23 protein-coding genes and 1 pseudogene are annotated in these 25,409 nt (G+C 61.2%); 16 read left to right on the top strand and 8 right to left on the bottom strand.

The genetic code is table 11. The features are described 5' to 3' along the window. The first annotated feature begins 41 nt into the window (after window positions 1–41). The 5 genes from CLH61_RS16160 (at window position 42) to CLH61_RS16140 (ending at window position 5,014) form a co-directional block, all read left to right on the top strand. On the top strand, window positions 42–650 hold the full coding sequence (locus CLH61_RS16160) for an ABC transporter ATP-binding protein (protein ID WP_099615800.1): 609 nt from the start codon (window positions 42–44) through the stop codon (window positions 648–650). Then, window positions 637–1,434, top strand: a complete 798-nt coding sequence (locus CLH61_RS16155; RefSeq protein ID WP_099615799.1) for an ABC transporter permease — start codon at window positions 637–639, stop codon at window positions 1,432–1,434. Before CLH61_RS16160 ends, CLH61_RS16155 begins: the two co-directional genes overlap by 14 nt. Before the next feature lie 78 nt (window positions 1,435–1,512). Then, on the top strand, window positions 1,513–2,691 hold the full coding sequence (locus CLH61_RS16150) for an MFS transporter (protein WP_099615798.1): 1,179 nt from the start codon (window positions 1,513–1,515) through the stop codon (window positions 2,689–2,691). Window positions 2,692–2,758: 67 nt separating this feature from the next. Next, entirely contained in the window at window positions 2,759–4,042 is a 1,284-nt protein-coding gene (locus CLH61_RS16145; RefSeq protein ID WP_099615797.1) for a hypothetical protein, read from the top strand. A 66-nt stretch (window positions 4,043–4,108) separates the two neighbouring features. Next, on the top strand, window positions 4,109–5,014 hold the full coding sequence (locus CLH61_RS16140) for a cation diffusion facilitator family transporter (protein WP_099615796.1): 906 nt from the start codon (window positions 4,109–4,111) through the stop codon (window positions 5,012–5,014). Between the two features lie 185 nt (window positions 5,015–5,199). Here the strand turns inward: CLH61_RS16140 and CLH61_RS16135 are convergent, their stop codons facing one another. Beyond that, window positions 5,200–5,604, bottom strand: a complete 405-nt coding sequence (locus CLH61_RS16135) for an acyl-CoA thioesterase (RefSeq protein ID WP_099615795.1) — start codon at window positions 5,602–5,604, stop codon at window positions 5,200–5,202. A 195-nt stretch (window positions 5,605–5,799) separates the two neighbouring features. On the opposite strand from CLH61_RS16135, the gene CLH61_RS16130 reads away from it, so the two are divergent. From CLH61_RS16130 to phoU, 5 genes are all read left to right on the top strand, one after another. Then, window positions 5,800–6,858 (top strand): substrate-binding domain-containing protein, encoded by a 1,059-nt coding sequence (locus CLH61_RS16130; RefSeq protein WP_099615794.1) that lies wholly within the window; start codon window positions 5,800–5,802, stop codon window positions 6,856–6,858. Window positions 6,859–7,008: 150 nt separating this feature from the next. Then, window positions 7,009–8,397, top strand: a complete 1,389-nt coding sequence (pstC, locus tag CLH61_RS16125; protein ID WP_099615793.1) for a phosphate ABC transporter permease subunit PstC — start codon at window positions 7,009–7,011, stop codon at window positions 8,395–8,397. Continuing rightward, window positions 8,390–9,667 carry a phosphate ABC transporter permease PstA gene (gene pstA / locus CLH61_RS16120; RefSeq protein WP_099615792.1) on the top strand — a complete coding sequence of 426 codons (1,278 nt, stop codon included), beginning with the start codon at window positions 8,390–8,392 and terminating at the stop codon, window positions 9,665–9,667. Before pstC ends, pstA begins: the two co-directional genes overlap by 8 nt. Before the next feature lie 11 nt (window positions 9,668–9,678). Then, window positions 9,679–10,566, top strand: a complete 888-nt coding sequence (pstB, locus tag CLH61_RS16115) for a phosphate ABC transporter ATP-binding protein PstB (protein WP_099615791.1) — start codon at window positions 9,679–9,681, stop codon at window positions 10,564–10,566. 34 nt (window positions 10,567–10,600) lie between these two features. Continuing rightward, on the top strand, window positions 10,601–11,323 hold the full coding sequence (phoU, locus tag CLH61_RS16110; protein WP_099615790.1) for a phosphate signaling complex protein PhoU: 723 nt from the start codon (window positions 10,601–10,603) through the stop codon (window positions 11,321–11,323). A gap of 90 nt (window positions 11,324–11,413) precedes the next feature. On the opposite strand, the gene CLH61_RS16105 is transcribed toward phoU, so the two are convergent. From CLH61_RS16105 to mnmH, 5 genes are all read right to left on the bottom strand, one after another. Further along, a complete protein-coding gene (locus CLH61_RS16105) occupies window positions 11,414–11,779 on the bottom strand; it encodes a histidine triad nucleotide-binding protein (RefSeq protein WP_099615789.1) in 366 nt (121 codons plus the stop codon). 52 nt (window positions 11,780–11,831) lie between these two features. Continuing rightward, entirely contained in the window at window positions 11,832–13,127 is a 1,296-nt protein-coding gene (locus CLH61_RS16100) for an FAD-dependent monooxygenase (RefSeq protein ID WP_099615788.1), read from the bottom strand. Window positions 13,128–13,191: 64 nt separating this feature from the next. Continuing rightward, a complete protein-coding gene (locus tag CLH61_RS16095) occupies window positions 13,192–13,755 on the bottom strand; it encodes an aminoacyl-tRNA deacylase (protein ID WP_099615787.1) in 564 nt (187 codons plus the stop codon). Between the two features lie 255 nt (window positions 13,756–14,010). Then, window positions 14,011–14,844 (bottom strand): mechanosensitive ion channel family protein, encoded by an 834-nt coding sequence (locus tag CLH61_RS16090; protein ID WP_099615786.1) that lies wholly within the window; start codon window positions 14,842–14,844, stop codon window positions 14,011–14,013. An 83-nt stretch (window positions 14,845–14,927) separates the two neighbouring features. Next, window positions 14,928–16,019: a tRNA 2-selenouridine(34) synthase MnmH gene (gene mnmH, locus CLH61_RS16085; protein WP_099615863.1), complete on the bottom strand. Its 1,092-nt coding sequence runs from the start codon at window positions 16,017–16,019 to the stop codon at window positions 14,928–14,930. A 131-nt stretch (window positions 16,020–16,150) separates the two neighbouring features. On the opposite strand from mnmH, the gene CLH61_RS16080 reads away from it, so the two are divergent. Next, a complete protein-coding gene (locus CLH61_RS16080; protein WP_099615862.1) occupies window positions 16,151–16,804 on the top strand; it encodes a 50S ribosomal protein L11 methyltransferase in 654 nt (217 codons plus the stop codon). A 477-nt stretch (window positions 16,805–17,281) separates the two neighbouring features. On the opposite strand, the gene CLH61_RS16075 is transcribed toward CLH61_RS16080, so the two are convergent. Continuing rightward, window positions 17,282–17,683: a VanZ family protein gene (locus CLH61_RS16075; RefSeq protein WP_099615785.1), complete on the bottom strand. Its 402-nt coding sequence runs from the start codon at window positions 17,681–17,683 to the stop codon at window positions 17,282–17,284. Window positions 17,684–17,775: 92 nt separating this feature from the next. Between CLH61_RS16075 and cysZ the strand changes: the two genes are divergently transcribed. The 5 genes from cysZ (at window position 17,776) to CLH61_RS16050 (ending at window position 24,870) form a co-directional block, all read left to right on the top strand. Further along, complete coding sequence (gene cysZ, locus CLH61_RS16070; protein WP_099615861.1) at window positions 17,776–18,525, top strand: sulfate transporter CysZ; 750 nt, start codon at window positions 17,776–17,778, stop codon at window positions 18,523–18,525. Window positions 18,526–18,540: 15 nt separating this feature from the next. Beyond that, entirely contained in the window at window positions 18,541–21,405 is a 2,865-nt protein-coding gene (rapA, locus tag CLH61_RS16065; RefSeq protein WP_099615784.1) for an RNA polymerase-associated protein RapA, read from the top strand. A 103-nt stretch (window positions 21,406–21,508) separates the two neighbouring features. Continuing rightward, a complete protein-coding gene (locus CLH61_RS16060; protein WP_211289137.1) occupies window positions 21,509–23,956 on the top strand; it encodes an acyl-CoA dehydrogenase in 2,448 nt (815 codons plus the stop codon). A gap of 88 nt (window positions 23,957–24,044) precedes the next feature. Next, entirely contained in the window at window positions 24,045–24,425 is a 381-nt protein-coding gene (gene crcB, locus CLH61_RS16055) for a fluoride efflux transporter CrcB (protein WP_099615782.1), read from the top strand. A gap of 238 nt (window positions 24,426–24,663) precedes the next feature. Then, window positions 24,664–24,870: a cold-shock protein gene (locus tag CLH61_RS16050; protein WP_099615781.1), complete on the top strand. Its 207-nt coding sequence runs from the start codon at window positions 24,664–24,666 to the stop codon at window positions 24,868–24,870. A gap of 44 nt (window positions 24,871–24,914) precedes the next feature. Here CLH61_RS16050 and CLH61_RS16045 read toward each other — a convergent pair. Next, a pseudogene (locus tag CLH61_RS16045) lies at window positions 24,915–25,367 on the bottom strand (IS3 family transposase); the annotation flags it as partial. Between the last annotated feature and the right edge of the window lie 42 nt (window positions 25,368–25,409).

Raw genomic sequence — 25,409 nt, 5'->3', positions numbered from 1 at the left:
CCGGCACGGCAACGGCAAGCAACTGCCCCGGTGAGCCGGCTTTGACGGGCCTGTTACTGGAAGATGTCAGCATTGGCGGGCTGCGCGAAGTATCCCTGGCGGTGCCGGGCGGGCAGGTGGTGTGCCTGTCTGGCCCCTCCGGCAGTGGCAAGAGCCGGCTGCTGCGGGCAGTGGCGGATCTGGAGCCTCATGGCGGCCGGGTTTCCCTGAATGGTACTGACCAGCAGGATGTGCCGGCTCACCAGTGGCGACGGCAGGTGGTGATGGTGCCGGCAGACAGCCAGTGGTGGTTTGATGAGGTGGGCGCCCACTTTCCCGACACTGCGGGCGGCCAGTTTCCTGCAGCGTTGGGCTTCCCGTCGGAGGTCATGGGCTGGTCGGTCAGCCGGCTGTCTTCGGGAGAGCGGCAGCGGCTGGCACTCTGGCGGGCGCTGGTTCTGGAGCCTGAAGTGCTGTTGCTGGATGAGCCCACCGCCAATCTGGATAGCGACTCTACCGAGTCCATGGAGCACTGGTTATCAGGGGAAATCCGCCGGCGACAGATCGCCACCCTGTGGGTTGCCCATGACCCGGCCCAGATTCACCGGGTAGCAAATGCTCACTACCGGATTCAAGGGGCTGCCCTGGAGCTTGTCCATGGAAGTGATTGATCTGGCCTGGTGGAAGTTGGGGCTGGCGGCGCTGTTGGTTCTGGCGCTGGCCGCCACCGGCTATCGGAGCCGTTTGGGCATCAGCCGTAGCCTGTTGATTGCGACCGTGCGAACAGTAATCCAGCTGGCGTTGATCGGCCTGGTACTGGAAGCGCTGTTTGCTTCCTCGGCGTTTTACTGGATTGCACTGCTGGCGCTGGTCATGTTGCTGGTGGCGGGCAGGGAAGTGGTGGCCCGTCAGGGCCGGCGACTGAAAGGCTGGTGGGCCTTCGGCATTGGCACCGGGGCGATGTTTGTGTCGTCTTTCACGGTCACTGTGCTGGCCCTGACGGTGGTGATCGGGCCGGAGCCCTGGTACACCCCGCAGTATGCGATTCCCTTGCTGGGCATGATGCTGGGTAACACCTTGACCGGCGTCAGTCTCGCGCTGGATCGGCTGAATGACGCGGTCTGGCGCCAGCGGGCGGTGATCGAGAACCGGCTGATGCTGGGCCAGACCTGGCAACAGGCACTGGAGGATATCCGCCGTGACGCCATGCGCAGTGGCATGATGCCGTCCATCAACGCCATGGCCGCCGCCGGAATTGTCAGCCTGCCTGGCATGATGACCGGCCAGATCCTGGCGGGCAGTCCGCCGGCGGTGGCCGTGAAGTACCAGATTCTGGTGATGCTGATTATCACGGTGGGTACCGGCTTCGGCGCGGTGATGGCTGTCAGCTGGGGTGGTCGCCGGCTGTTTGATGAACGGGAACGCCTGCGTCTGGAGCGGTTGTTAAAGCCCTGACCGGGCACCAAAGTCGCATGGGTAAATGGCGGGTTTTCGGGCTAGGCTTGGATATCCGTCAGCAACAAAGACAACAAGATGACCGGCCTACTGCAACGTTATCCCCTGCCAGTAATCGTACTGGCGCAACTGTTCGGCACTTCCCTCTGGTTCAGCATCAATGGGGTCTGGCTGTCCCTGGCCGGTGAGCTCGATTTGGCGGAGTCTGATCTGGGACGGCTCACGCTATCCGTTCAGGCCGGGTTTATTGCCGGTACGCTTGCACTCGCCGTTACCGGGCTGGCGGACCGCTTTGGCGCCAGCCGGATTTTCCTGGTCTCAAGTCTGCTGGGTGCTCTCGTTAATGCCGGTTTTGTCCTCGTGGCCGGGGTGTTCCCGGTGGACAGCTTGCTGCGGTTCTCCACCGGCCTCTGCCTGGCCGGCATTTATCCCCTTGGCATGAAAATGGTGATTGCCTGGACACCCAAATACGCCGGTGCGGCCCTGGCCTGGCTGGTGGGTATGCTCACGCTGGGTACCGCGTTGCCCCACCTGATGCGGGGCGCGACGCTGGGCCTGCCCTGGGAGTGGCCACTACTTGCCGCTTCAGGCCTGGCGCTGGCGGGAGGGCTTCTGGTATTCCTGCTGGGGGACGGTCCGCACCTGCCAAAAACCAGTGGCCGACTTCCGCTCAGCCAGGGGCTGGCTGCACTGCGCATCCCCCGTTTCCGCGCCGTTGCCGGCGGCTACTTCGGCCACATGTGGGAACTCTATGCTTTCTGGACGCTTACGCCCTTGCTGATCGGTCGGGAGTTGCAGCGCCTGGATATGGGTGAGGCACTGATTCCCTGGCTGGCTTTTGCGGTGATTGGTATCGGCGCCGCCGGCTGTGTCGGTGGCGGCAGGCTCAGTCGTACCCTGGGGAGCGAATGGGTGGCCCGGCGGGCACTGATGGTATCAGGCGCAATTTGCCTGCTCTACCCCTGGCTGAGTGGTTTACCCCCGGTTGTGCTGATTTCGTTGCTGCTGGTCTGGGGGGTTGCGGTGGTTGCGGATTCGCCACAGTTTTCGGCGCTGGCCGCGGCGACGGCACCCAAGGCAACGGTGGGTTCATCCCTGGCGGTGATGAATGCGGTCGGCTTCGGACTGACCTTACCGGCGATCTGGCTAACCAGCGGGCTGTGGGGCGAACTGGGTGTCTGGGTGGTGCTACTGCTGGTTCCTGGCCCCATATTCGGGCTCTGGTCTTTGGGCCGCGGTCAATCTGGATCTGATTGACCCCATTATCGTCGACACGGATGTATAGTGGTCGCCATCTCGAGCAGCTTTGTGAGAATGTCAGGAAATGGGACTGGAGCACCTGAACGAAGATTGTTTCTGCCTGAGCCTGGATGAACAGGCTCTGGCGGCGGCACTGGAGAGTGAACTGGGCGATGCGGGCCTGGCCGAGCGGGTTCGCGAGCGCTGCCCCTATGTTTTTTCCGCCCGGCCGGTGTTTCTGGCGCAAGGCCAGATCCGGCGCATGAACGAGGTGGTCGAGGCGGTTGAAGAAGTGGTTGCCCTGCCGGCCTGGCAGGATCGGGTGCTGGCAGGGTGTTCCGACGCCAGTCGGCATGCTCAGGGCTCGTCCAGGGGGGCATTTCTGGGTTTTGATTTCCACGTTCGTGGCCACACTCTGGGGCTGATCGAGATCAACACCAACGCCGGCGGTGCCATGCTCAATGCGGCTCTGGCCCGTGCCCAGCGGGCCTGCTGCCCGGAGATGGAGAGCCTGGTGCCGACGCTGGCCTCGGCGCTGCAACTTGAACAGGACATTGTCGGGATGTTCCGGCAAGAGTGGGCGTTGGCCGGTCAGCAATGCCCTTTATTGTCCATCGCCATTGTCGATGAAGCCCCGGAAAACCAGTATCTGTACCCCGAATTTGTCCTGCTTCGCCGACTGTTCGAGCGCCACGGCATTACCGCGGTCATCGTTGGCCCGGAGCAGTTAGTATTGCGGGACGGCCGGTTATGGCATGGTGAGCTGGCTATCGATCTGGTCTACAACCGGCTGACGGATTTTCTGCTGGAGCAGCCGGAGCACAGGGTATTGCGATCCGCCCTTCTGCAAGATGCCGTGGTCCTGACGCCAAGCCCCCGCGCCCACGCCCTTTACGCCGATAAACGGAACCTTACCATCCTGACCGACGACACTGAATTGGACGCTCTGGGCGTGCCTGCCGAGGTTCGGGAGATACTGCTGGACGGAATTCCCCGGACCGAGCTGGTCGGTGCGGACAATGCAGACCGGTTGTGGAACGAGCGCCGCCGGCTGTTCTTCAAGCCGGCCGCCGGCTATGGCAGCAAGGCGGCCTACCGGGGCGACAAGCTGACCAAACGGGTCTGGGGTGAGATTCTGGCCGGAGACTATGTGGCCCAGGCGCTGGTGGTGCCCGGTGAGCGTCGGGTAGATCCGGATATTGAAGGCAGTGCGCTGAAATTTGATGTGCGCAATTACGTGTATAACCGCCATGTGCAGTGGCTGGCGGCCCGCCTTTACCAGGGACAGACCACCAATTTCCGAACCCCCGGTGGCGGTTTCGCACCGGTCTATGGCTATCCCGACCGCAGGAGCCTCGCCGATGTGTGAATTGCGGGCCCTTGGGCAAGGCAGGATTGTCGGTCGCACAGATTCACGTTCAAGGAGCAGGAACTGATGGCTCATGATCACGGGCATGACCACGCCCCGCATAACTTTGGCCGGGCCTTTGCGATTGGTGTCACGCTGAATCTGGCATTTGTGGTGATCGAAGCCCTGTACGGCTGGCAAACCGGATCGCTGGCATTGCTGGCGGATGCCGCCCACAACCTCAGTGATGTGGGTGGATTGCTCCTGGCATGGGCGGCCTTCGGTGCCGCGCAATTACATCCGAATCTGCGGCACAGCTATGGCTGGCGTAAAGGCTCGATCCTGGCCAGCTTTGTGAATGCGGTGGTGCTGCTGGCGGCAATGGGGTATCTGGCCTGGGAGGCAATTGAACGGCTGCAAACCCCGTCGCCGGTGGCGGCGGTAACCGTCATGGTTGTAGCCGGCATTGGCGTAGTGATCAACTCGATCACCGCCTGGTTGTTTCTGGCCGGCAGCAAGGGCGATCTCAACATCCGCGGTGCCTTCCTGCACATGGCCGCCGATGCCCTGGTATCCCTGGGGGTGGTGCTCGCGGGGGCCGTGTACCTGTGGCAGGGATGGGGCTGGATTGACCCGGTCATGAGCCTGGTGATTGCGCTGGTGGTCGTAGTGGGTACCTGGTCCTTGTTCCGGCGTTCGCTGCACCTGTTGTTTGATGGTGTTCCGGAGGAGATTGACCTGGCCGAAGTGCAGGCGGCCCTGCTGGAGTTGCCGGGGGTGACATCCGTTCACGACCTCCACGTCTGGGCCATGAGCACCCGGGAAAACGCCATCACCGCCCATCTCGTGTTGGCCGCGCAGGACATTGACCGTGATCAGTTGTTGGCAGTGGCAACGGAGATGTTGCATGACCGTTTCGACATTCTCCATGCGGTGTTGCAGCCGGAAAGCGAATCCTATGCGGCAAACTGTCCCACCGCTTGCGGCTGTTAGGGGCGCCCTGTCTCTGGATAACGCACCTGATGCCCAGGCCTGGGAGCCGTTACATTACGCCCGCCTGCTGCGAGGCTGGCAGTCTTCCCGGCGGGAGCAATGAGTGACAATCACCTAACGGCAAAGGCATCGAATGCTCCGGGAAGGCATTCCGGGGAAGGCGATACCCTTCGGGTTTGCAGACCTCAGGCAGTCTGCTCGGGCACTTCCCGGATACGGCCATGCTCATCAATGGCGACGTACACAAACAGGCCTTCGGTCACTTTACGGGGATTGCGGGCGCCACGGTCCAGGGTCCACACTTCCACGCTGATCTTCATGGAACTGCGGCCGATATCCACCAGTTCGCAATAACAACCCACCTGGGAGCCGACTCGCAGCGGTGACAGGAATTCCATCCGGTCCATCGCGACCGTCGCATTACGGCCCCGGGAAATACGTCCGGCCATGGTGGCAGCGGCAATATCCATCTGCTTCACCAGCCAGCCTGCGAAGACATCACCGTTGGCATTGGTGTCAGAGGGCAGGGGTACTACCTGAATAGTCAGTTCGCCGCGGGGTTTGGGTTTGTCATCATCATACGCAGTCATGGAGCCTACCTTATTATTAGCCTGAAATTGTTTTACCCCGCATGTTAACGGCCTTTGGCTGTGCTGCAAGCAAATTTGCAGTCCCTGGGCTATATTTCGAAGGTTGTAACAAAGCTGTCACAGAGTCGCTTTATCTTGCATTCATCGGTAAAGCAAATCCGCTAACAAAGTCCTCTGGACGTATGGAGACTCAACGTGATCAAACTGAAATCTGCTCTTGCTACCTTGGCGCTGGCTGGCAGCATCGCTGCTGTGTCTGCTCCGGCCATGGCCCGTGATACCGTTAACATCGTGGGTTCCTCCACTGTTTACCCGTTCGCCACCGTGGTTGCCGAGCGCTTCGGTCGCAACACCGACTTCCCGACACCCAAGCTTGAGTCCACCGGCTCCGGCGGCGGCCTGAAGCTGTTCTGTGCCGGTATCGGTACCCAGCACCCGGACATCACCAACGCTTCCCGTCGCATGAAGAAGAGTGAGTTCGAGCTGTGCCAGAGCAACGGCGTCAAGGAAATCACCGAGGTCAAGATCGGTTCCGACGGTATCGTGATTGCCAATTCCAAGAAGGCCGAGAAGATGGATCTGACCCTCGAGCAGATCTTCCTGGCCCTGGCGAAGGAAGTGCCGGATCCGAAGGGTGGTGACAAGCTCGTCGCCAACCCGTACAAGAACTGGAGCGATATTGACGCAGGTCTGCCTAACAAGCCGATCAGTGTAATGGGGCCGCCCCCGACTTCCGGTACCCGCGATGCGTTTGTTGAAATCGCGATGGAAGGCGGCTGCAAGAAGTACGACTTCATCGCCAAGATCAAGGGCGAGGACAAGTCCAAGTACAAGTCCATCTGCCACAGCATGCGTGAAGACGGTCCGTTCATCGAAGCGGGCGAGAACGACAACCTGATCGTTCAGCGCCTGGCCCAGGACACCGATACGCTTGGCATCTTCGGCTACAGCTTCCTGATGGAAAACGAAGGTCAGATCCAGGCTTCAACGGTGAATGGTGTCGAACCGACTCCTGATACCATCGCTGCCGAAGAGTACCCGGTTGCCCGCTCACTGTTCTTCTACGTCAAGAAGGCACACGTAGGTGTGGTTCCGGGAATCCAGGAATACGTGCAGGAGTTCACCACCGAAGGTGCCTGGGGTGATAACGGTTACCTGGTGGATGTGGGCCTGATCCCGAACCCGCGTGACGTGCGCATGCAGACTGCCAAGAACGTGAAAGAGCTCAAGGCCATGACTGGCCAGGAACTCTAAGCACTACAGCTGGATCGTCAGGGATGATGTGAAGAACGCGGGCCGGGCTGGTCCGCGTTCTTTTGTTACATTTTTGTGAATATTTTCAGTTGGCAAGCTGGCAAACTAGCAGCCCTTGCCAACGAACATGTAATCAAAACAGAGACGGTTATGCAGACGGCCAATCTATTGCCCCTGGTTCTGGTTCTCGCAGTTGTGGCTTACGGGCTAGCCTATATGCGCTCCCGGGCTGTTGCCGAACCCCTTGGCGGTATCCGCAATCTCAAGTCCCTTCCTTTCTATTACGCCGCCCGGGCAGCGCTATGGTCGGCGATCCCTGCGCTGATTGTGCTGGCGCTCTGGGCCAGCTTCGAAGGCAAGGTGATCCAGAATGTCGTCATGGGGTCCTTGCCCGCCGACCTGGCGCCCCAGTCTGAAGGCCAGGCCAGCCTGACCCTGTCCCAGATCAGTAACGTGGCTGCGGGCAAGCTTGATCCCGCCCTGGTGCCGGAGGGCATTGCCGGAGCCGCGGGACTGCTGGATTCCCTACGTGCCCAGAGCAGCCAGTTCAAAGCCATCCTGGTGTTGCTGATTACGGTGCTGGGTGCGGCGTTTGCCTGGACCCGGGTGATGCCCCATATCAACGCCCGGGAAAATGTCGAGCGCACCCTGCGTGGCATTTTCTTCTTTTGCGCCGCCGTTGCCATTCTCACCACCATTGGTATCGTTTTTTCGGTGATCTTCGAAACCGTCCGGTTCTTTGGCAAGGTCCCCATCAGTGAATTCCTGTTTGGAACCAGCTGGAGCCCGCAGACGGCTCTGCGGGCCGACCAGGTGGGCTCAGACGGTGCCTTCGGGGTGATTCCGCTGTTTACCGGCACCCTGATGATCTCCGCCATTGCCCTGCTGGTGGCGGTGCCGATAGGCCTGTTGTCAGCGGTTTATCTTTCCGAGTACGCCACCAGGCCGGTACGCGCAGTGGTCAAGCCGCTGCTGGAAATGCTGGCGGGGGTTCCCACCGTGGTCTACGGCTTCTTCGCCGCACTGACGGTGGCTCCGTTCATTCGTGATGTGGCCGAGTTGATCGGCCTGGAAGCGTCGTCCCAGAGTGCGCTGGCCGCCGGTCTGGTGATGGGCATCATGATTATTCCGTTTGTGTCGTCGTTGTCCGATGATGTGATCAACGCGGTGCCACGAGCCCTGCGGGACGGTTCACTGGCGCTGGGCGCCACCCAGTCGGAAACCATGAAGAACGTGATTTTTCCGGCTGCCCTGCCCGGGATCATGGGCGGTATCCTGCTGGCCGCTTCACGCGCCATTGGCGAAACCATGATTGTGGTGATGGCCGCCGGACTGGCCGCCAACCTCACCGGCAATCCGCTGGATTCTGTCACCACGGTTACGGTGCAGATCGTTACCCTGCTGACCGGCGACCAGGAATTCGACAGCGCCAAGACCCTGGCGGCCTTCGCCCTCGGTATGCTGCTGTTCATCGTGACCCTGATCCTCAACGTCTTTGCACTGAAGATTGTCCGCAAATATAGGGAACAGTATGACTGACCAACGCTCCCAGGCGGAGATCGTCCGCCAGTCACTGAAGCGCCGTTACCGCAAGGAGCGCCGCTTCCGGTTCTATGGCATCGCCGCCATCGGTGTCGCCCTGTTGTCACTGGTGATCCTGTTCACCGACATCATTGGCAAGGGCTATACCGGGTTTATCAAGACCACCATCACCCTGGACGTCGTGCTGGATGGTGAGGTCATGTATCTGCAGGATGCCGCCGATCCCGAGCAGCTGGATATGGCGGATTTCCAGGCGCCGATTATCCGGGCACTGCAGCAGTATTTCCCGGAAGCCCAGGACCGCCGTGATGTTCGTGAGCTGAGCCGGCTGGCAGGCAGTTATGCCAGCAATCAGGTCCGCGACCTGCTGAAGGCGCAACCGGAACTGCTGGGTACCACCCAGACCCTGGAGTTTCTGGCCCACGACTCGGTATCGGTATATGTGAAGCACGCCGACAATCCCAGCTATTCGATCCGCCTGTCGGAACAGCAGCAGCGCTGGGTCGACCAGCTGGTGGCAGACGGTGTAATCGACACGGCCTTCAATGACGTGCTGTTCAGTCGTGGTGACTCCCGGGAGCCGTCCAATGCCGGTATTCTCGGCGCCATTGTCGGCTCCTTGCTGACCATGGTGGTTACCCTGGTGATTGCCTTTCCGGTGGGGGTGGCAGCGGCCATCTACCTGGAGGAATTTGCGCCGCAGAACCGGATCACTGATTTTATCGAGGTCAATATCAATAACCTCGCGGCGGTTCCCTCCATCATCTTCGGCCTGCTGGGTCTGGCGGTCTTTATCGGATTGTTCGGTATGCCGCGTTCCGTGCCGGTAGTCGGAGGCCTGGTGCTGGCCCTGATGACCTTGCCTACCATCATTATTTCCAGCCGTGCCGCCATCAAGAGTGTGCCGCCATCGATCCGGGAAGCGGCAGAGGGTATTGGTGCCTCCAAGATGCAGGTGGTCCTGCACCATGTGCTGCCGCTGGCGATGCCGGGCATGTTGACCGGTTCGATCATCGGTATGGCCCAGGCCCTGGGCGAAACCGCGCCTCTGCTGCTGATCGGCATGGTGGCCTTTATTGTTGAAGTGCCGGATGGCTTCTTCAGCTCGGCAACGGTCCTGCCGGTGCAGATTTATCTTTGGGCGGGCAGTGCGGAGCAGGGATTTGTCGAACTGGCCTCTGCCGGCATTATGGTCCTGCTCACTTTCCTGATCAGTATGAATGCACTCGCCATCTGGCTCCGTAAACGTCTTGAGCGCCGGTGGTAAGGAGAAATACGATGAATACCCTGAATTCAACCATTACCAGTGAAGCGAACCTGCCTGAAGAGACCAGGGCGCAGAAATATGATGACAAGCCGGCCGAAACGGTTATCGAAGAGGGCCGGACCGTTGGCAAGCCCCTTGCCAGTGACCCCAAGTTCAAGCTTCGCAATGTCGAAGTGTTCTATGGTGAAGCGCGAGCCATCAAGAACATCAGCCTGGATATCGGCCGCAACGAGGTGATCGCGTTCATTGGCCCGTCGGGCTGCGGTAAATCCACGTTCCTGCGGTGCCTGAACCGGATGAACGACAGCATTGATATCTGCCGCGTCAAGGGCTCGCTGCAGCTGGACGATCAGGATATCTACGATCCCAAGCGGGATGTGGTGGAGCTGCGCGCCCGGGTAGGCATGGTGTTCCAGAAGCCGAACCCGTTCCCCAAGTCGATCTATGACAACGTGGCCTACGGCCCCCGCATCCATGGCCTGGCCAACCGCAAGTCGGACCTGGACGATATTGTCGAGAGTAGCCTGCGCAAGGCGGGTCTGTGGGACGAGGTCAAAGACCGGCTGGACGCCTCGGCGACGGGTATGTCCGGTGGCCAGCAGCAGCGCCTGTGTATCGCCCGTGCGATTGCGGTCAGTCCGGAGGTGGTGTTGATGGATGAGCCCTGTTCGGCGCTCGATCCGATCGCCACGGCCAAGGTGGAGGAACTGATTGCCGAGCTGTCAGCGAGCTACACCATTGTGATCGTCACCCATTCCATGCAACAGGCCGCCCGGGTATCCAACCGCACCGCCTATTTCCACCTCGGCCACCTGGTCGAAGTGAACGACACCACCAAAGTGTTCACTTCGCCAGAGCATGAGTTGACCGAGTCCTACATTACCGGCCGTTTCGGTTAATCCGGGCCTTTGCTGAACAGGGGAGAACAGGCATATGCCAACCAGAAAGGATGATGTTTACGGCGATCACATTTCGCACAAGTTCAACGATGAGCTGGCGGAACTGAAGACCCAGTTCCTGAAGATGGGTGGGATGGTGGAGTCCCAGGTCGACAAGGCGCTGATTGCGCTGGTCGACAACGATGGCCACCTGGCGGAGGAAGTACGTGCCGGTGATAAGGCGGTCGACAGGATGGAAGTCGACATTGATGAGGAGGCCACCCTGATCATCGCCCGCCGTCAACCCACCGCCCGGGACCTGCGCCTGGTGATTTCGGTGATCAAGATGGTGGCGGACCTGGAGCGGGTGGGTGACGAGGCGAAGAAGATTGCCAAGCTTGCCATCAAGCTGTCGGAAGAAGGCCAGGCACCACGGGGCTACGTCGAAGTGCGTCACATCGGCAACCACGTACTGAGCATGCTGCACGATGCCCTGGATGCCTTCGCCCGTCTCGATTCCGAGCAGGCCCTGCGTATCATGAAGGAAGACAAGCGGGTGGACGAGGAGTATCAGGCGGCCGCCCGGACCCTGCTGACGTTCATGATGGAGGATACCCGGAATATTTCCCGCTGCATGTCCGTAATGTGGGTGCTGCGTGCCCTTGAGCGCGTCGGCGATCACGCCTGCAACATCGCGGAAAACGTAATCTTCATGGTGAAGGGCGAGGATGTCCGTCACACCCCGGTCGAAGAAGCCGAGAAGGTGGTCGGGCGCTAGGCCTGGATGCCCGCTGTCGCCAGCGGGCCGGGGACAACGGGGTCAGAGCGAGAGTTCTGACCCCGTTTTTTTTGGCTGTCTTACCGAGCCTCAGGCCTGCTTCATCTTGTCGGTATAGGGTGGCCAGCCAAAGGGCTTGCCTGCCAGCAGATGCAGGTGGATGTGGAAGACCGTTTGCCCTGCGTTCTCACCGCAGTTCATTACCACCCGGTAGCCGCTCTCGGCAAAGCCCATTTCTTTCGCCAGCTTGGCGGCCACCCAGTACAGGTGGCCCACCAGTTGGCGGTCGTCTTCTTCAATGTCATTGATGGTTGCGATGGCCTTCTTCGGGATGACCAGCAGGTGAACCGGCGCTTGCGGGTTGATGTCGCTGAACGCCAGGCTGAGATCGTCTTCGTAGACGATGTCTGCCGGGATCTCGCGGTTGATGATCTTGGTGAAAATAGTCTCCGACATGATGTTTCCTTCTGGTTAGCGGTTACCCCCGTCTCGCTTCTGGCAGGGGGAATTAAAGGTGGCTGGCCCCGGGGATCCGCGCCGCGAGCTGGCGGATCAGCGGTGGCAAATCTTCCTCGATACCCATGGCGTAGCGGGCGACCTGGTTGCGGGCAAAGGGCAGCGCGCGGGCGGCGCCGAGGCCGAGATTGCGCAGCAGGTGCAGCGGCGGAATGCGGTTACTGAACAGGTGGTAGAACAGGTCCATTGCCAGCATCATCCGGCGGTTGGCCGGGCGCCGTTGCTGTTCATAGGCGGCGAGCCGCTGCGGGACGGCGAGATCCTCCCCCGCCCGACGTGCCTCGCGGATAATGGCCTGCAGGCACTGGGCGTCCTGGAAACCGAGGTTGACGCCCTGGCCGGCGAGGGGATTGATGGTGTGCGCGGCATCGCCCACCAGTACGATGCGGCCGCGGGCGTAGTCCCGGGCATGCTGGCGGGCAATGGGAAAGCTGGCGCGGGCGTCGACGTGGGTCAGCGCTGGCAAATCGGCCGGGAAGGCCCGCTGAACCTCCGCGAGGAAGCTCGGCGCATCCAGGGCCTTGAGCCGGGCCAGGGTGGCCGGCGCGTCGTACCAGACCAGCGACGCCCAGCTTTCGCCGGGATGCGACGGGCCGGCGCTGTGCAGCGGCAGGAAGGCGCGTGGCCCGCTGGGGTGGAACGCTTGCCAGGTGATGTCCTCGACCGGGCCGCGGTAACGCACGGAGGCGACCAGGGCCTGTTGACCGTACTGATCCCGGCTGACCCCGATGCCGGCCATGTCGCGCAGCCGGGACGTGGCGCCATCGGCCGCAATCACCAGCTGGCACGCCAGCCGGGTGTTGTCCTCCAACACTACGACGGCCTGCTCGCTGCCCTGTTCCACGGCCGTGACGCCGTTACCGGACAACAGGGTAACCGATGGCTGTTGTGCGGCACTCTGCCAGAGAGCGCGCTGGGTGATCCGGTTTTCCACGATGTGGCCGAGATGGCTGGCGCCCAGGTCAGCCGCATCAAACACTACTTCACCAAGGCGGCGGGGCAACAGGGCACCCAGGGGGTGACTGGTCTGGTCCCAGACCGCGAGACGGCGATACGGGGTAATGCCCATCGCCGCCATTTCGGGCCAGGCTCCCAGGGACCTCAGGTAACGTTCACTGCCGGCACTGAGGGCCGATACCCGGATATCGGGAGCGCTGCCTGAGGCAACGTCCGGTGCGGTTTCCCGGTCGACCAGCGCGACCCGGAAGCCGTTCTGGCCTAACCCGGTGGCAAGGGCGGCGCCGACCATACCGGCGCCTGCAACAACAACGTCAAACTCTTGGGTCATAGCAGATTCCTGTCTGAAGCCCCCAGTTTACGCGATGGGGGATTTCAGACAAGCGGCCGCCACCTCAGTAACCTGCAGCTCCCGTGGCCTGACGGTCGGTTGCCAGGGTGGCCGGCTTGCGGTTGCGATTGCGGGCCAGCCAGGCGGGCTTCTGGTTGCCGGGACGGGTGAACCCGGCGTTGATCACCATCGGTTTGACCAGGTTGAGGAAATCGGCCGTCTTCATGTGGATGGATTCGGTGTGACTGCCGGCGGCGAAAGCCAGTTCGGGTTGTTCGCTGAGCGCTTCGCTGCAGTAAACCGTCATGCCAAAGAGGTTGCCGAACGGCGGCATGGCGCCAACCTCACAGTCCGGGAAGCGGTCCTGAAAGGCCTGCTCATCGGCCAGGTCGACAAAGTCGGTTTCCAGCACCCGGCTCAGGCGATCCCAGCGTACCCGCCAGGTTGCCGGCATCACCAGCATGGCCATCTTGCCGTCGAGTTCGACGATAACCGTTTTGACCACCCGGTCGCCGGCAATCCTGACATGATGGGCCAGTTCCTGGGCGGTGAAAGCCGGAGGGTGGGACAGGCACATGTAATCGACGCCCGCCTGGTCAAGGTATTCTTTTAACTGCTGTACCGGCATAGCAACAACCTCCTACCAGCAATGACAGCTTGCCCGGAGGCTCGGTTGATCGGGATTGAAGCGGCCTCCGACGGGAGCGGGAGAACCTGCGGCTTGCCGGTTATCCCTAAGCGTCAGCTTAGACGAGGATGGGCTAAAAGCGAAACCTCCGATTGGAATCTGAGACATTTGTCCCGAAATCGGTGGAAGTCATAGCGAAGAAGGGCAGGGCGTGGAGCCGGCGAATCCGGCTCCACGGAGGCAGCAGGCCGGCGATCAGTCGGCCTTATACATATGCACGTCCCGTTGTGGGAAAGGGATGGAAATGCCTTCGGCATCAAAGGCTTTCTTGACCCGCTCCTGCATGTCCCAGTAGAACGGCCAGAGATCGGCAGACTTGGTCCAGACCCGCACGGTCAGGTCAACCGAGCTCTCGCCCAGGGCGCCGACCACCACCAGTGGCTCGGGATCTTTCAGGGCGCGCTCGTCTTCCTCGATCAGGCGCTTGCAGACGGCCTTGGCCTTGTCGATGTCATCGCCATAGCCGATGCCAAAGGTCATGTCGCAACGGCGGGTAGGGTAAGCGCTGAGGTTGGTCAGGCTGGAGTTGGACAGGTCACCGTTGGGAATGACGATGCGGCGGTTATCGAAGGTATTGACGATGGTGTAGAGAATCGAGATCTCTGCCACGGTGCCCAGGTAGCCCTGGGCCTCGATCGCATCACCCACCTTGAACGGCTTGAAAATCAGGATCAGTACACCACCGGCGAAGTTCCCCAGGCTGCCCTGCAGGGCCAGGCCGATGGCCAGGCCGGCGGCACCGATAATGGCGACGAAGGAGGTGGTTGCGATGCCCACCATGGAAGCCACCGAGATCAACAGCAGAATCTTCAGGACCGCACCAATCAGTCCGCACAGGAACTTGTTGAGGGTCGGATCCTTGGCGCCCAGTTTCTTGTCCAGCACGCCAACGAAGCGGTTGATCAGCCAGAGACCAATGATCAGGGTGACAATGGCCAGGATCACCTTGGGGGCGTATGTCATGATCATGGCTATAGCCTGATCAAGCAGTTCCGAGGGATTACCGTTCTTGCCAAACAGCTCTTCCATTCAAAGACTCCTTGTGCCTGTTTCTGATTTTTGGTGAGTTTAGCCCAGCAGCCGCTAAATACCAGAAAAGATTGAAAATCCGGTCAGGTCCGGGCCGCATCCAGCAGCTGCTCGGGGCCTCCCCGCAGGATGATGCGACCCTGTTTCTGGCTCAGCTGGTAGTCGTACATCGGGTCGTAGTAGTCCTCGAGCAGACCGCGAATCCAGTCATGGTGAAGGCTCAGGTCGCCGTAGCTGTGCTGGCGGTCGAGTGCCGCGGTCATCATCGCGCGCAGGTGCTGGTGACGGTCGCCGCCGAGGCGCTTGCGAATGCGGTCGAGTGCGCTCAGCAGGTAATCACAGAAGTTATGCCAGCCGGCAGTGTCACCGTCGCGGGCGATATAGTCGGCCAGCATGCTTTCGACATAGTCCTCGCGAATGATTGCGATCCGCTCTTCCAGTGGGCGCTCCAGAATCAGCAGCGGGGCTTCTGCCATCCGGGCCCGCAAGGTCTCGGGCAGGGCACAGCGGCCGACCAGCCGGCTCTCATCCTCCAGGTAAACCGGACCCTGGTGGTGATGGGTGGCTTTCAGCATGGCGACTGCCAGCCGGTTTTCGAAGTCGATCTGGGTGGGCTGGCCGGTGACCTGGCGCCCGAAACTGGAGCCCCGGTGATTGGCAAGGCCTTCGAGATCCACCGGGTTGGGCAGCTGGTTGAGAACCCGGGTTTTGCCGGTGCCGGTCCGGCCGCTGAGGATGCGGAAGTCGGCACTGGCAATCGCTGCGTCGAGGGCATCGATCAGGAACCGGCGCAGGGCCTTGTAACCTCCCTTGACCAGCGGATAGTCAATGCCGGCGTCGCGCAGCCATTGCTGGGTCAGCCGGGAGCGGAGGCCGCCGCGGAAGCAGAACAGGTAGCCGTCGGGGTTGGCCAGGGTAAAGCGCTTCCAGGCCTCGATCCGCTGCGCCTTGATATCTCCGGCGACCAGCTGGTGTCCGAGGACGATTGCGCTGTCCTGGCCCTGCTCCTTGTAGCGGATACCGACCCGGTGGCGTTCCTCGTCGTTCATCAGCGGCGCGTTCACCGCGGTCGGGAAGCTGCCCTTGCTGAATTCCACCGGGGCCCGCACGTCCATCAGCGGGATGTCGTTGAGAAACAGTGACAGGTAGTCGTCGGTATCGGGTCGTGACGTCATTTCGGCTCTGCGGGGACTGGTAAAATGAGCGCGCAGTATACCGGAAGCGGGCATTTTTTGCGCGCCACCGGGTGCCTGGAGCTGACGCTCCGGCTACAATGGCGGGCCTTTTGCAGCCATCGGGTGACGCCATGACCCCAGAGATTCTTGACCGGCACTTACAGACCACACTCAGTCGCGGCCGTGTCGCCCGCTCCCGTCCGGCCGCCTGTCCGGAAATTGAATTGTGGCTGTTTGATCCGGCGGTACTGGAAGGCCCCCTCAGCCATGACGAGGCCCAGGCGGTGGTTGCCGAGCCGGCCTACTGGTCGTTTTGCTGGGCCAGTGGCCAGGCCCTGGCGGCGTGGCTGCTGGCCCATCCGGAGGCGGTCGCCGGTAAGCGGGTACTGGATTTCGGCAGTGGGTCCGGGGTGGTGGCGGTGGCTGCTGCGATGGCCGGTGCCGCCGAGGTGACGGCCTGCGATATCGATCCCGCGGCTCTGGCCGCAGCCCGTGCCAATGCTCGCCTCAACGGAGTTACGGTGAGCTGCTGCGAAGACTGGCAGCAGCGGCCGGAGGGAATCGATGTGATTACCGCCGCAGATGTGCTCTACGATCCGGACAACCGGCCGTTATTGGCAACCTTCCGCAACGCGGCAGCCAAGGTGTTGCTGGCGGATTCGCGTGTCCGTGACCTGGGGGATGAGGCTTATCGCCGGCTTACCGTCCTCGAAGGCAGGACCTGGCCGGATCTGGGCGAATTCGAGGAGTTTAATCGGGTGCGGATTTATCAGGCGGGCCACTAGAGCTGGCCAATAAAAAAGGGCAACCATCCTGGTTGCCCTTGCGTCGGAACAGACTACCGCTTCCCTGGGTATCTGGCGAACATCCTTTCGCCTCTCTGACCTGCAATCCCGCAGGGCTCTGGCCAGCTCCGTGGCACCGGCTTCCGGGCCGGTTGTCCAAATTAGGTTTCCCTTAAGCCTGATCTCCCTGTGATCCTTGCTTCTCCCCGCGTCCTGTTGCGGAGGTGCATCCGTTGCGTCTTCCTTTCCTTGCCATCCCTGACACCTTCACTATAGCAATCCGCAGATGAATTTCCCGTGACAGTCCGGCAAGAGTTTCTTTATGTAACCGCGCGTTTCTGCGGGGTTGTCTTTTAAAACAATCAGTTGAGGATTTAGTGCGGGGATATTTTACGAGTTCGTACATGTTGTCACCGAAAACTCTCACACGCTTGTGAGATATTTCGCACAACAAAAATGGTCGATCTCTCTAATCCATTAGTCAGAGAAAGGTTGGTCGGGTCGGCCCCGGTATCTGCGGTTCAGTCCTGGCCACGGCAAGAGCCCCAGAGCAATGCCACTGGCATCGGCAATCAGGTCACCAAGGGCAAAGTCCCGGTAAGGCAACTGGGACTGGATCATTTCGATGGCCAGGCCGAAGGCGAGCAGCGGTAATGCCAGCCAGCCCAGCCGTAACCCGGGCCAGCTGAGCCGGGCCAGGATGGTGAGCTCGACAAACGCGATCAGGTGGTTGACCTTGTCGCTGCTGGATGCGGGCACCGGGTAGTCGTCGCTGGTGGTGGCGAGGAACAGAATTGCCAGGATCGAGACGGCAAGGAGGAAGCGCCAGAGGGTTTGCTGGTCCAGCAGTGTGTGGATCCGTTGCCTGAGTGTCTGCATAGGGCCTTCGGGCTGTGGAGGTGACGGCAACATGATATGCTTTGCGCCCCGTCACTGTCATCGAAGTAATCGCCAGCGGAGGTCTGCACGCCATGCTCAAGGGGAATTTCTTTCAGGGCCTGGGCTATCTGGGGGAGGGCTTCGGGCTGATTCGCCGGCCCGGTTTGCGGTTGTTCGTGATCATTCCCCTGGTCCTGAATATTCTGCTGTTCGGTGTGCTGTTCTACTTTATGGCGGAACTGTTCGCCGGGCTGATCGCCATGGCGATGGGCTGGTTACCCGACTGGGCCTGGTTGCAGAGCCTCGACTGGCTGTTCTGGCTGTTATACGGCGCGGTGATTCTGCTGATGCTGGCCTATGGTTTTGTCATCCTGGCCAACCTGATCGGCTCGCCATTCTACGGTTATCTCGCGGAACTGACCGAAAAGGAGCTGACCGGCCAGGCGCTGGATACTGGCGGCGGCTGGATGCAGATCCTGCGCGACATTCCCCGCGCGCTCTGGCGCGAGGTGCAGAAGATTCTCTATTACCTGCCACGGGCGCTGGGGTTGCTGATTCTGGGCTTCATCCCGGTGGTCAACCTGTTGGCGGCCCTGCTCTGGTTTGCGTTCAACTGCTGGATGATGGCACTGCAATACGTCGATTATCCAGCCGACAACCACCGCGTCAGTTTCCCCGCCCTGAGGCGTGGCCTGGGCGCGCGCCGGCTGTCGGCGTTCGGCTTTGGTCTGCCCGTCGCCCTGCTGGCCATGGTGCCGGTGGTTAACCTGTTCGTTGTGCCTGCGGCGGTATGCGGAGCAACCGCTTATTGGGTCAGGGAAGCACACATTGCTGAAAAGTGATCTCTCGGAGGTTTTTTGGATACATCGGATTTTGTAATCGGCCAGCGTTGGGTCAGCCACAGCGATACCGGCCTCGGGCTTGGTATCGTCACCGAAGTGGCCGGTCGCCGGGTTACCTTGGGGTTCCCCGCGGCAGACGAGGAGCGTACCTACGCCATCGATAATGCGCCGCTGTCACGGATCGTCTATCAGATCGGTGAAGAGATCGAAACCTTTGACGGCGAGCGGTTTATTGTCCGCGCAGTGGAGGACCTCGGTGGCGTGCTGCTTTACCATGCCGATGACGGTGGTGCGGACCTGCGCCAGATTTCCGAAGTGAAGCTCAGTGGTGCGGTGAATTTTTCGGCGCCCCATCAGCGGCTGTTTGCCGGCCAGTTCGACCGTAACGGGGCGTTCCGGCTGCGGGTAGCCACGTTGCAGCACCAGGACCGGCTGCGGGCCTCGCCGGCCCAGGGCCTGATTGGTGCCCGCACCCAGCACCTCGCCCATCAGATCTACATCGCCCATGAAGTGGCGAAACGTCACGCCCCTCGGGTGTTGCTGGCGGACGAAGTGGGCCTTGGCAAAACCATCGAAGCGGGGCTGATCCTCCATTACCAGTTGCACACCGGCCGTGCCCGGCGCGCCCTGGTGGTGGTGCCGGACTCCCTCATCCATCAATGGCTGGTGGAAATGCTGCGGCGCTTCAACCTGCGTTTCTCCATCGTTGACCAGAGTCGCTACGATGCGCTGCAGGACAGCGAGGATGAGGTGGATGCCCTGGTCAACAAGATCTTTGGTGACGACACCGCGGAAAACCCCTTTGAAACCGATCAGCTGGTGCTGTGCAGCTTGGATTTCCTGCGCCGCAGCGAGACGGCGGCGCGGGATGCCCGCCGCGCCGGCTGGGATCTGCTGGTGGTCGATGAGGCCCACCACCTGGCCTGGACTCCGGAGACGGTCAGCCCTGAATATCAGTTGGTGGAGGAGCTGTCCCGCGCCAGCCGTGGCTTGCTGTTGCTGACCGCCACGCCGGAGCAGGTCGGTGTGGCCAGTCACTTTGCCCGATTGCGGCTGCTGGATCCGGCCCGCTTCCACGACCTTGAGGCATTCCGCGAGGAAGAGCAGCAGTACGAAGCGATCAATGCCGTGGTCCGGCGCCTGCATGCGGGCAGCCCGGCCATTGACGCCGCCGACCGCCAGGCACTGGCGGGTTGGCTCGGCGACGAGCTGGCGCAGTTGCTGGCCGGAGAGGATCCGGCCCGAGCGGTGATTGACGCCCTGTTGGACCGCCATGGTACCGGGCGGGTGCTGTTTCGCAATACCAGGGCTGCCATCCAGGGCTTCCCGGAGCGCCGGCCCCGGCCGGTGCCGCTGGCATGCCCGTCGCTCTATGAGGGGCTGGGCGCCGGCGAGCAGGGCCTGACTCCCGAGCTCGACGTCGCCGAAGAGCGCTGGCTGGCGGACGATCCGCGGGTGGCCTGGCTGGAGAAAACCCTGGTGAGCCTGCGTCCGGCCAAGGTGGTGGTGATCTGCGCCGCCGCCGAGACCGCGATGGCACTGGAGAATTACCTGCAGTTACGGGCTGGTATCCGCAGTGCCGCGTTCCACGAACACCTCAGTCTGGTGGAGCGTGACCGGGCGGCTGCCTATTTTGCCGATACCGAGCAGGGTGCCCAGGCGCTGATCTGCTCCGAAATCGGCAGCGAGGGCCGTAACTTCCAGTTTGCCCACCATCTGGTGCTGTTCGACCTGCCGGCCAATCCCGACCTGCTGGAGCAGCGGATCGGCCGACTCGACCGGATTGGCCAGACCGAGGCCATCGACATCCATATACCCTATCTCCTCGGCACCGCCCAGGAAGTGCAGTACCGCTGGTTCCAGGACGGGCTGAATGCGTTTGCCGAAAGCTGTGCGGTGGGGGTGGCGGTGCAGGACAAGGTCCGCGAGCAATGGCAGCGCGCCATTGCCGGTGATGGCGCCGTGACCGCCGGGCTGCTTGCTGCCTCGGCGGACGAAGCGTCACGACTGCGCACCCTGCTGCAGCATGGCCGTGACGCCCTGATTGAGCTGAACTCCTGCCGCCGCGACGTGGCCGACGCGCTGATCGCGGGCATTGAGCAGGAGGAGGGTTCGGCGCAGGTACGGGACTATATGGTGGAGGCCTTCGATATCCTCGGCGTTGATATGGAGGACCATTCCGAGCACTCCGATGTGTTGCGACCCGGCGAGCACTATCATGCCGGCCACGTTGCCGGACTGCCGGAGGATGGTCTTACGGTGACCTGGAGCCGGCAGCAGGCGCTGGAACGGGAAGACCTGGCCTTCATGAGCTGGGAGCACCCGCTGGTGACCGGTGTGATGGATTCGGTCACCAGTTCCGGGCTCGGCAAGGCGGCCCTGGCGAGCCTCTCGGTCAAGGGATTGCCACCCGGCACGCTGATGCTGGAGGCATTGTTTACCGTTCACTGTCCGGCGCCGGAGGCGTTGCAGCTGTCCCGTTATCTGCCGGTGTCGCCGCTGCGCCTGCTGGTGGATGTGAATGGCCGGGATCTGTCGGCGGTACTGGACCACGATCGTCTCAACGACCTGTGCTCCAACATCCGCCGCCGCACGGCCCAGGCCATCGTGCCGCAGATCCGCCCCCAGGTGGAAACCATGGTGGATCATGCCGAGCGCCTGGCGGCGCCGAACCTCGAGCCGCTGAAAGCCAGGGCCCTGGAGCAGTTGCAGGCGCTGCTGGGTCCGGAACTCCGGCGCCTGGAGGCCTTGCGCCGGCTCAACCCGGCAATTCGCGAGGAAGAACTCGACTTTTTCCGTGATCAGCTGGCGGCCGGCGAAGCGGCAATCCGCCGCGCCAGTCTGGCGCTGGAGGGTATCCGGGTGATTGTAACTGCCTGACATCGCTGTTTATCTGGCGGGTAACCATCCGTTCAGGTACCTTGGGCGTAACGACTTGTAATCTTCGACATTCCGCAACCATGGATGAAAAAGGGTGCTTATGATGACATTCGTACTGCTGGTGATTGCCATTGCCGGGCTGCTGATGGTGATGACACGCGAGGCCGGGGCAAAGGCCGCCATTGGCGTGATGGTGGGGGTTGGAGTTGCATCCCTGCTGTTTGGCTCCGGCACCCTGGCGCTGGTGCTGTTCATTGCCGCCGCGGTGACCGCGGCCGCCGGTCTGCCGGGGTTCCGGCAGGGCTGGCTGACTCCGCGGGTGTTCACGATGTTCAAGAAAGTGGCGCCCAAGGTTTCGGATACCGAAAAAGTGGCGCTGGAAGCTGGCACGGTGGGCTGGGACGGCGAACTGTTCACCGGGCGACCGGACTGGCACAACCTGCTGATCAACCGCAACACCGGGCTGACGGACGAGGAACAATCGTTTCTCGACAACCAGTGCACCCAGGCCATTGCCATGTGCAACGCCTGGGATATTGCGGTGGAACGGGCCGACCTGCCCGCCGAGTTGTGGGAGTTCATCAAGACCGAGAAGTTCCTCGGGATGATTATTCCGAAGGCCTACGGCGGCCTGGAGTTCTCCGCGCGGGCCCAGTCAGCGGTCCTGCAGAAACTCGCTGCCAACGAGTCGCTGATGGTATCGGTGGGCGTGCCCAACTCCCTGGGGCCCGGTGAACTGCTGCTGAAATACGGTACCGAAGAGCAGAAAAATCATTATCTGCCGCGGCTGGCGGACGGTCGCGAGATTCCCTGTTTCGGCCTGACCGGTCCCCGTGCGGGCTCGGATGCCACCTCGCTGCCGGATACCGGCATCGTGTGCAAAGGCGAGTTCGACGGCAAGGAAGTGATCGGCCTGAAACTCAATTTCGATAAACGCTGGATCACGCTGGCCCCGATCGCCACCGTAGTCGGGCTGGCGTTTCGCATGTTCGACCCCGATGGCCTGCTGGGGGAGCAGAAAGATTACGGGATTACCTGTGCGCTGATCCCCCGCGACACCAGGGGCATGGAAATCGGACGCCGTCACTGCCCGATTGGCAGTCCGTTCCTCAATGGCCCGATCCGGGGCAAGGATGTCTTCATCCCGCTGGATTACATTATCGGTGGGCTGGACATGGCCGGCCAGGGCTGGCGGATGCTGGTGGAGTGCCTGTCGGTCGGGCGCTGTATCACCTTGCCTTCCGGCGCGGCCGGTGCCGCAGCCTATGCGGTGGGCACGGCCGGTGGCTTTACCCGCATCCGGCGCCAGTTCAATACCCCGGTCGCTGAAATGGAAGGGGTGCAGGAACCGTTGGCGCGGATCGCGGCGAGCACCTATATCGCGCAGGCGGCGGTTAACCACACCGCTAACATGATCGACAAGGGTGAAAAGCCGGCGGTACCGTCTGCAATCCTCAAGTACCATCTCACTGAATTCCAGCGCAGCGTGCTGACCGATGCCATGGATGTCCATGGTGGCAAGACGGTTACCCTGGGGCCCCGTAACTATCTCGGCATCGGCTATAGCGGTGCGGCGGTGTCGATCACCGTGGAGGGTGCCAATATCATGACCCGCAGCCTGATGATCTTCGGCCAGGGTGCGATCCGTTGTCATCCCTACGTGCTGCAGGAACTCGCGGCCAAGGACAACGACGATATCGAGGCATTTGACGAGGCCTTCTTCGGCCATGCCGGGCTGATTTTTGGCAATGCGGCCCGCGCGCTGACCCAGGCACTGGGTCTGGGCCGTCCCGAGGTGCCTTTTGACAGCGAAAGCCGCAAGTTCGCCCAGGCCGTTGCCCGCTTCAGTGCGGCGTTCGGCCTGTGCGCCGATGCGGCGATGACCACCCTGGGCTCCGAGCTGAAAATGCGTGAGCTGATTTCGGCGCGGCTCGGGGATATGCTGTCAAACCTTTACCTGGCCTCCATGGTGCTGAAACACTGGCATGAAACCCGACCGGTGGAAGGCGAGCGCGAACTGATGCAGTACAGTCTGTGTCTGCTGCTTAATCGCACCGAGACCGCGTTGCATGAGTTTCTCCAGAATCAGCCCAACCGCCCGGTGGCGCTGACGCTGCGAGCGGTTACCCTGCCGCTGGGCCGGCGCTGGAACAAGCCGGCGGACGGTCTCGCCCGTACCCTGGCCCGCACGATCTCTACCGCGACCCCGGTTCGTGACAAGCTGCTTGCCGGGATCTGGCATACCGACAGCGACGGACCGGTGGAAAATCCCGTGGCCCGTTATAATGCCTTGCTGAAAGACTATGACAAGGCGGAGCAGCTCTATCGCAAGGTGACCAAGGCCTATGCCAGGGGTGAGCTGCCGTTGACTGCGCTGCATCCGGAAGAACGCTTCGAGGCGGCACTGGCGGCTGGTGTGTTCAGCAAGGAAGAAGCGGAGTTCATGGCCGAGTATGAAGCCGGCGTGCTGGACATGCTGACCGTCGATGACTTCCCGTTCGACGAGTTCGCCCGCAATAAGGACACGGTGATTGACCATAATCCCGCCTGAGCGGCTAGAGCAGATAGCAGGTGGCCCGGCGGTCCGGGCCTGCAGCCAGGCGTGGGATGACGGACAGGTAACGAGGTACGATTAGCGCATGTGGTGGTCAGTACTGGCAGTAAGCGCGGGAGCAGTAATCGGCGCCAACCTCCGCTGGGCTCTGGGGTTGTGGCTCAACAGCACCTATCACGCGATTCCGTATGGCACGCTGGCGGCCAATCTTGCCGGTGGCTGGCTGGTTGGCCTGCTGATCGGCTACTTTACCCAGGGCTCCAGCCTTGCGCCGGAATGGCGGTTGTTTGCCATTACCGGGTTGTGCGGCGCGCTGACCACTTTTTCTACCTTTTCGCTGGAGATGTTCGCCGCCCTTCAGGAGGGCAAGCTGGCCGTCGCCATCACCGGCATTCTGGCCCATGTTGTGGGGTCCCTGCTGATGACTGCAGCGGGCTTTTACACCTTCAGTTTGTTGCGGGGTTGATGGGTAACAGTACCTAGGCAAATTGTTGAAATTGGCCTTGGCAAGCCCCGGAATCAGTAGTAGAGTTGAGCTCGTAGGAAAGATTCAGCAAAGCACTTCATCAATGAGACGTACCTCCGCAGTTAGTAGTGACCGTCCTGTTTTTGATTCCGCGAGTTCTGTTTTTCCGTAAACGCTGACCAGATATCAGATGGGTGTCTGGCGGTAGATTAAATGATTGATTTCAGGAAGTTTAAGTATGTCTACTACTACCGGTACCGTTAAGTTCTTCAACGAAGCCAAGGGCTTTGGTTTCATCACTCGTGAGAACGGCCCGGACGTTTTCGTTCACTACAGCGCAATTCAGGGCAGCGGTTTCAAGACCCTGGCAGAAGGCCAGCAGGTTGAGTTCACCGTTACCCAGGGCCAGAAAGGTCCTCAGGCGGAAAATGTTGTTCCCCTGTAAATAACAGGCAGATGTCTAGTCCTGAAATAGGTTTACACCTTTTTCTATCGGAACGCCCGGTGCACCGCATCGGGCGTTTCGTATTTTAGGGCCAGATGTGGCCGCCTTGTGTTATAGATCTGCACAGACTGATCGACCATCTTTTGAGCTTCAGCCAAGTCTTTGGGAAGCACTAGTAAGAATTCTGTTTTTAGTATCCCGTTCACCCTCTCGGCCAGCGCATTCTGGTAGCAGTCGTAGCCATCTGTCATTGAACAACGAATGCCGTGTTTGGCATGGAGTTGTTGGTATTGCTTGGAGCAGTACTGGACTCCCCGATCCGAGTGATGAACAAGCCCTCCAGAGTATTGCCTTCCTTTCAATGCCTTCTGTAAGGCTTGTATCACGGACTCCGTATGGAGCGAGTCATGGACGTGATGGCCCACGATTTTGCGTGAGAAGGCATCCGTAATCAGGCTGAGATAGGCCGAGCCCTGATGTGTCGGCAGTAGAGTAAGAGGCAGGGCGTAGTCGAACTATCTCCCTGCCTCTCCTCTCCG

Source organism: Marinobacter profundi, from assembly GCF_002744715.1.
In the GTDB taxonomy this organism is placed as follows: Bacteria; Pseudomonadota; Gammaproteobacteria; order Pseudomonadales; family Oleiphilaceae; genus Marinobacter; species Marinobacter profundi.
Note: the sequence above shows the minus strand (reverse complement) of the source record. Positions and strands in the feature narration are given on the sequence as shown.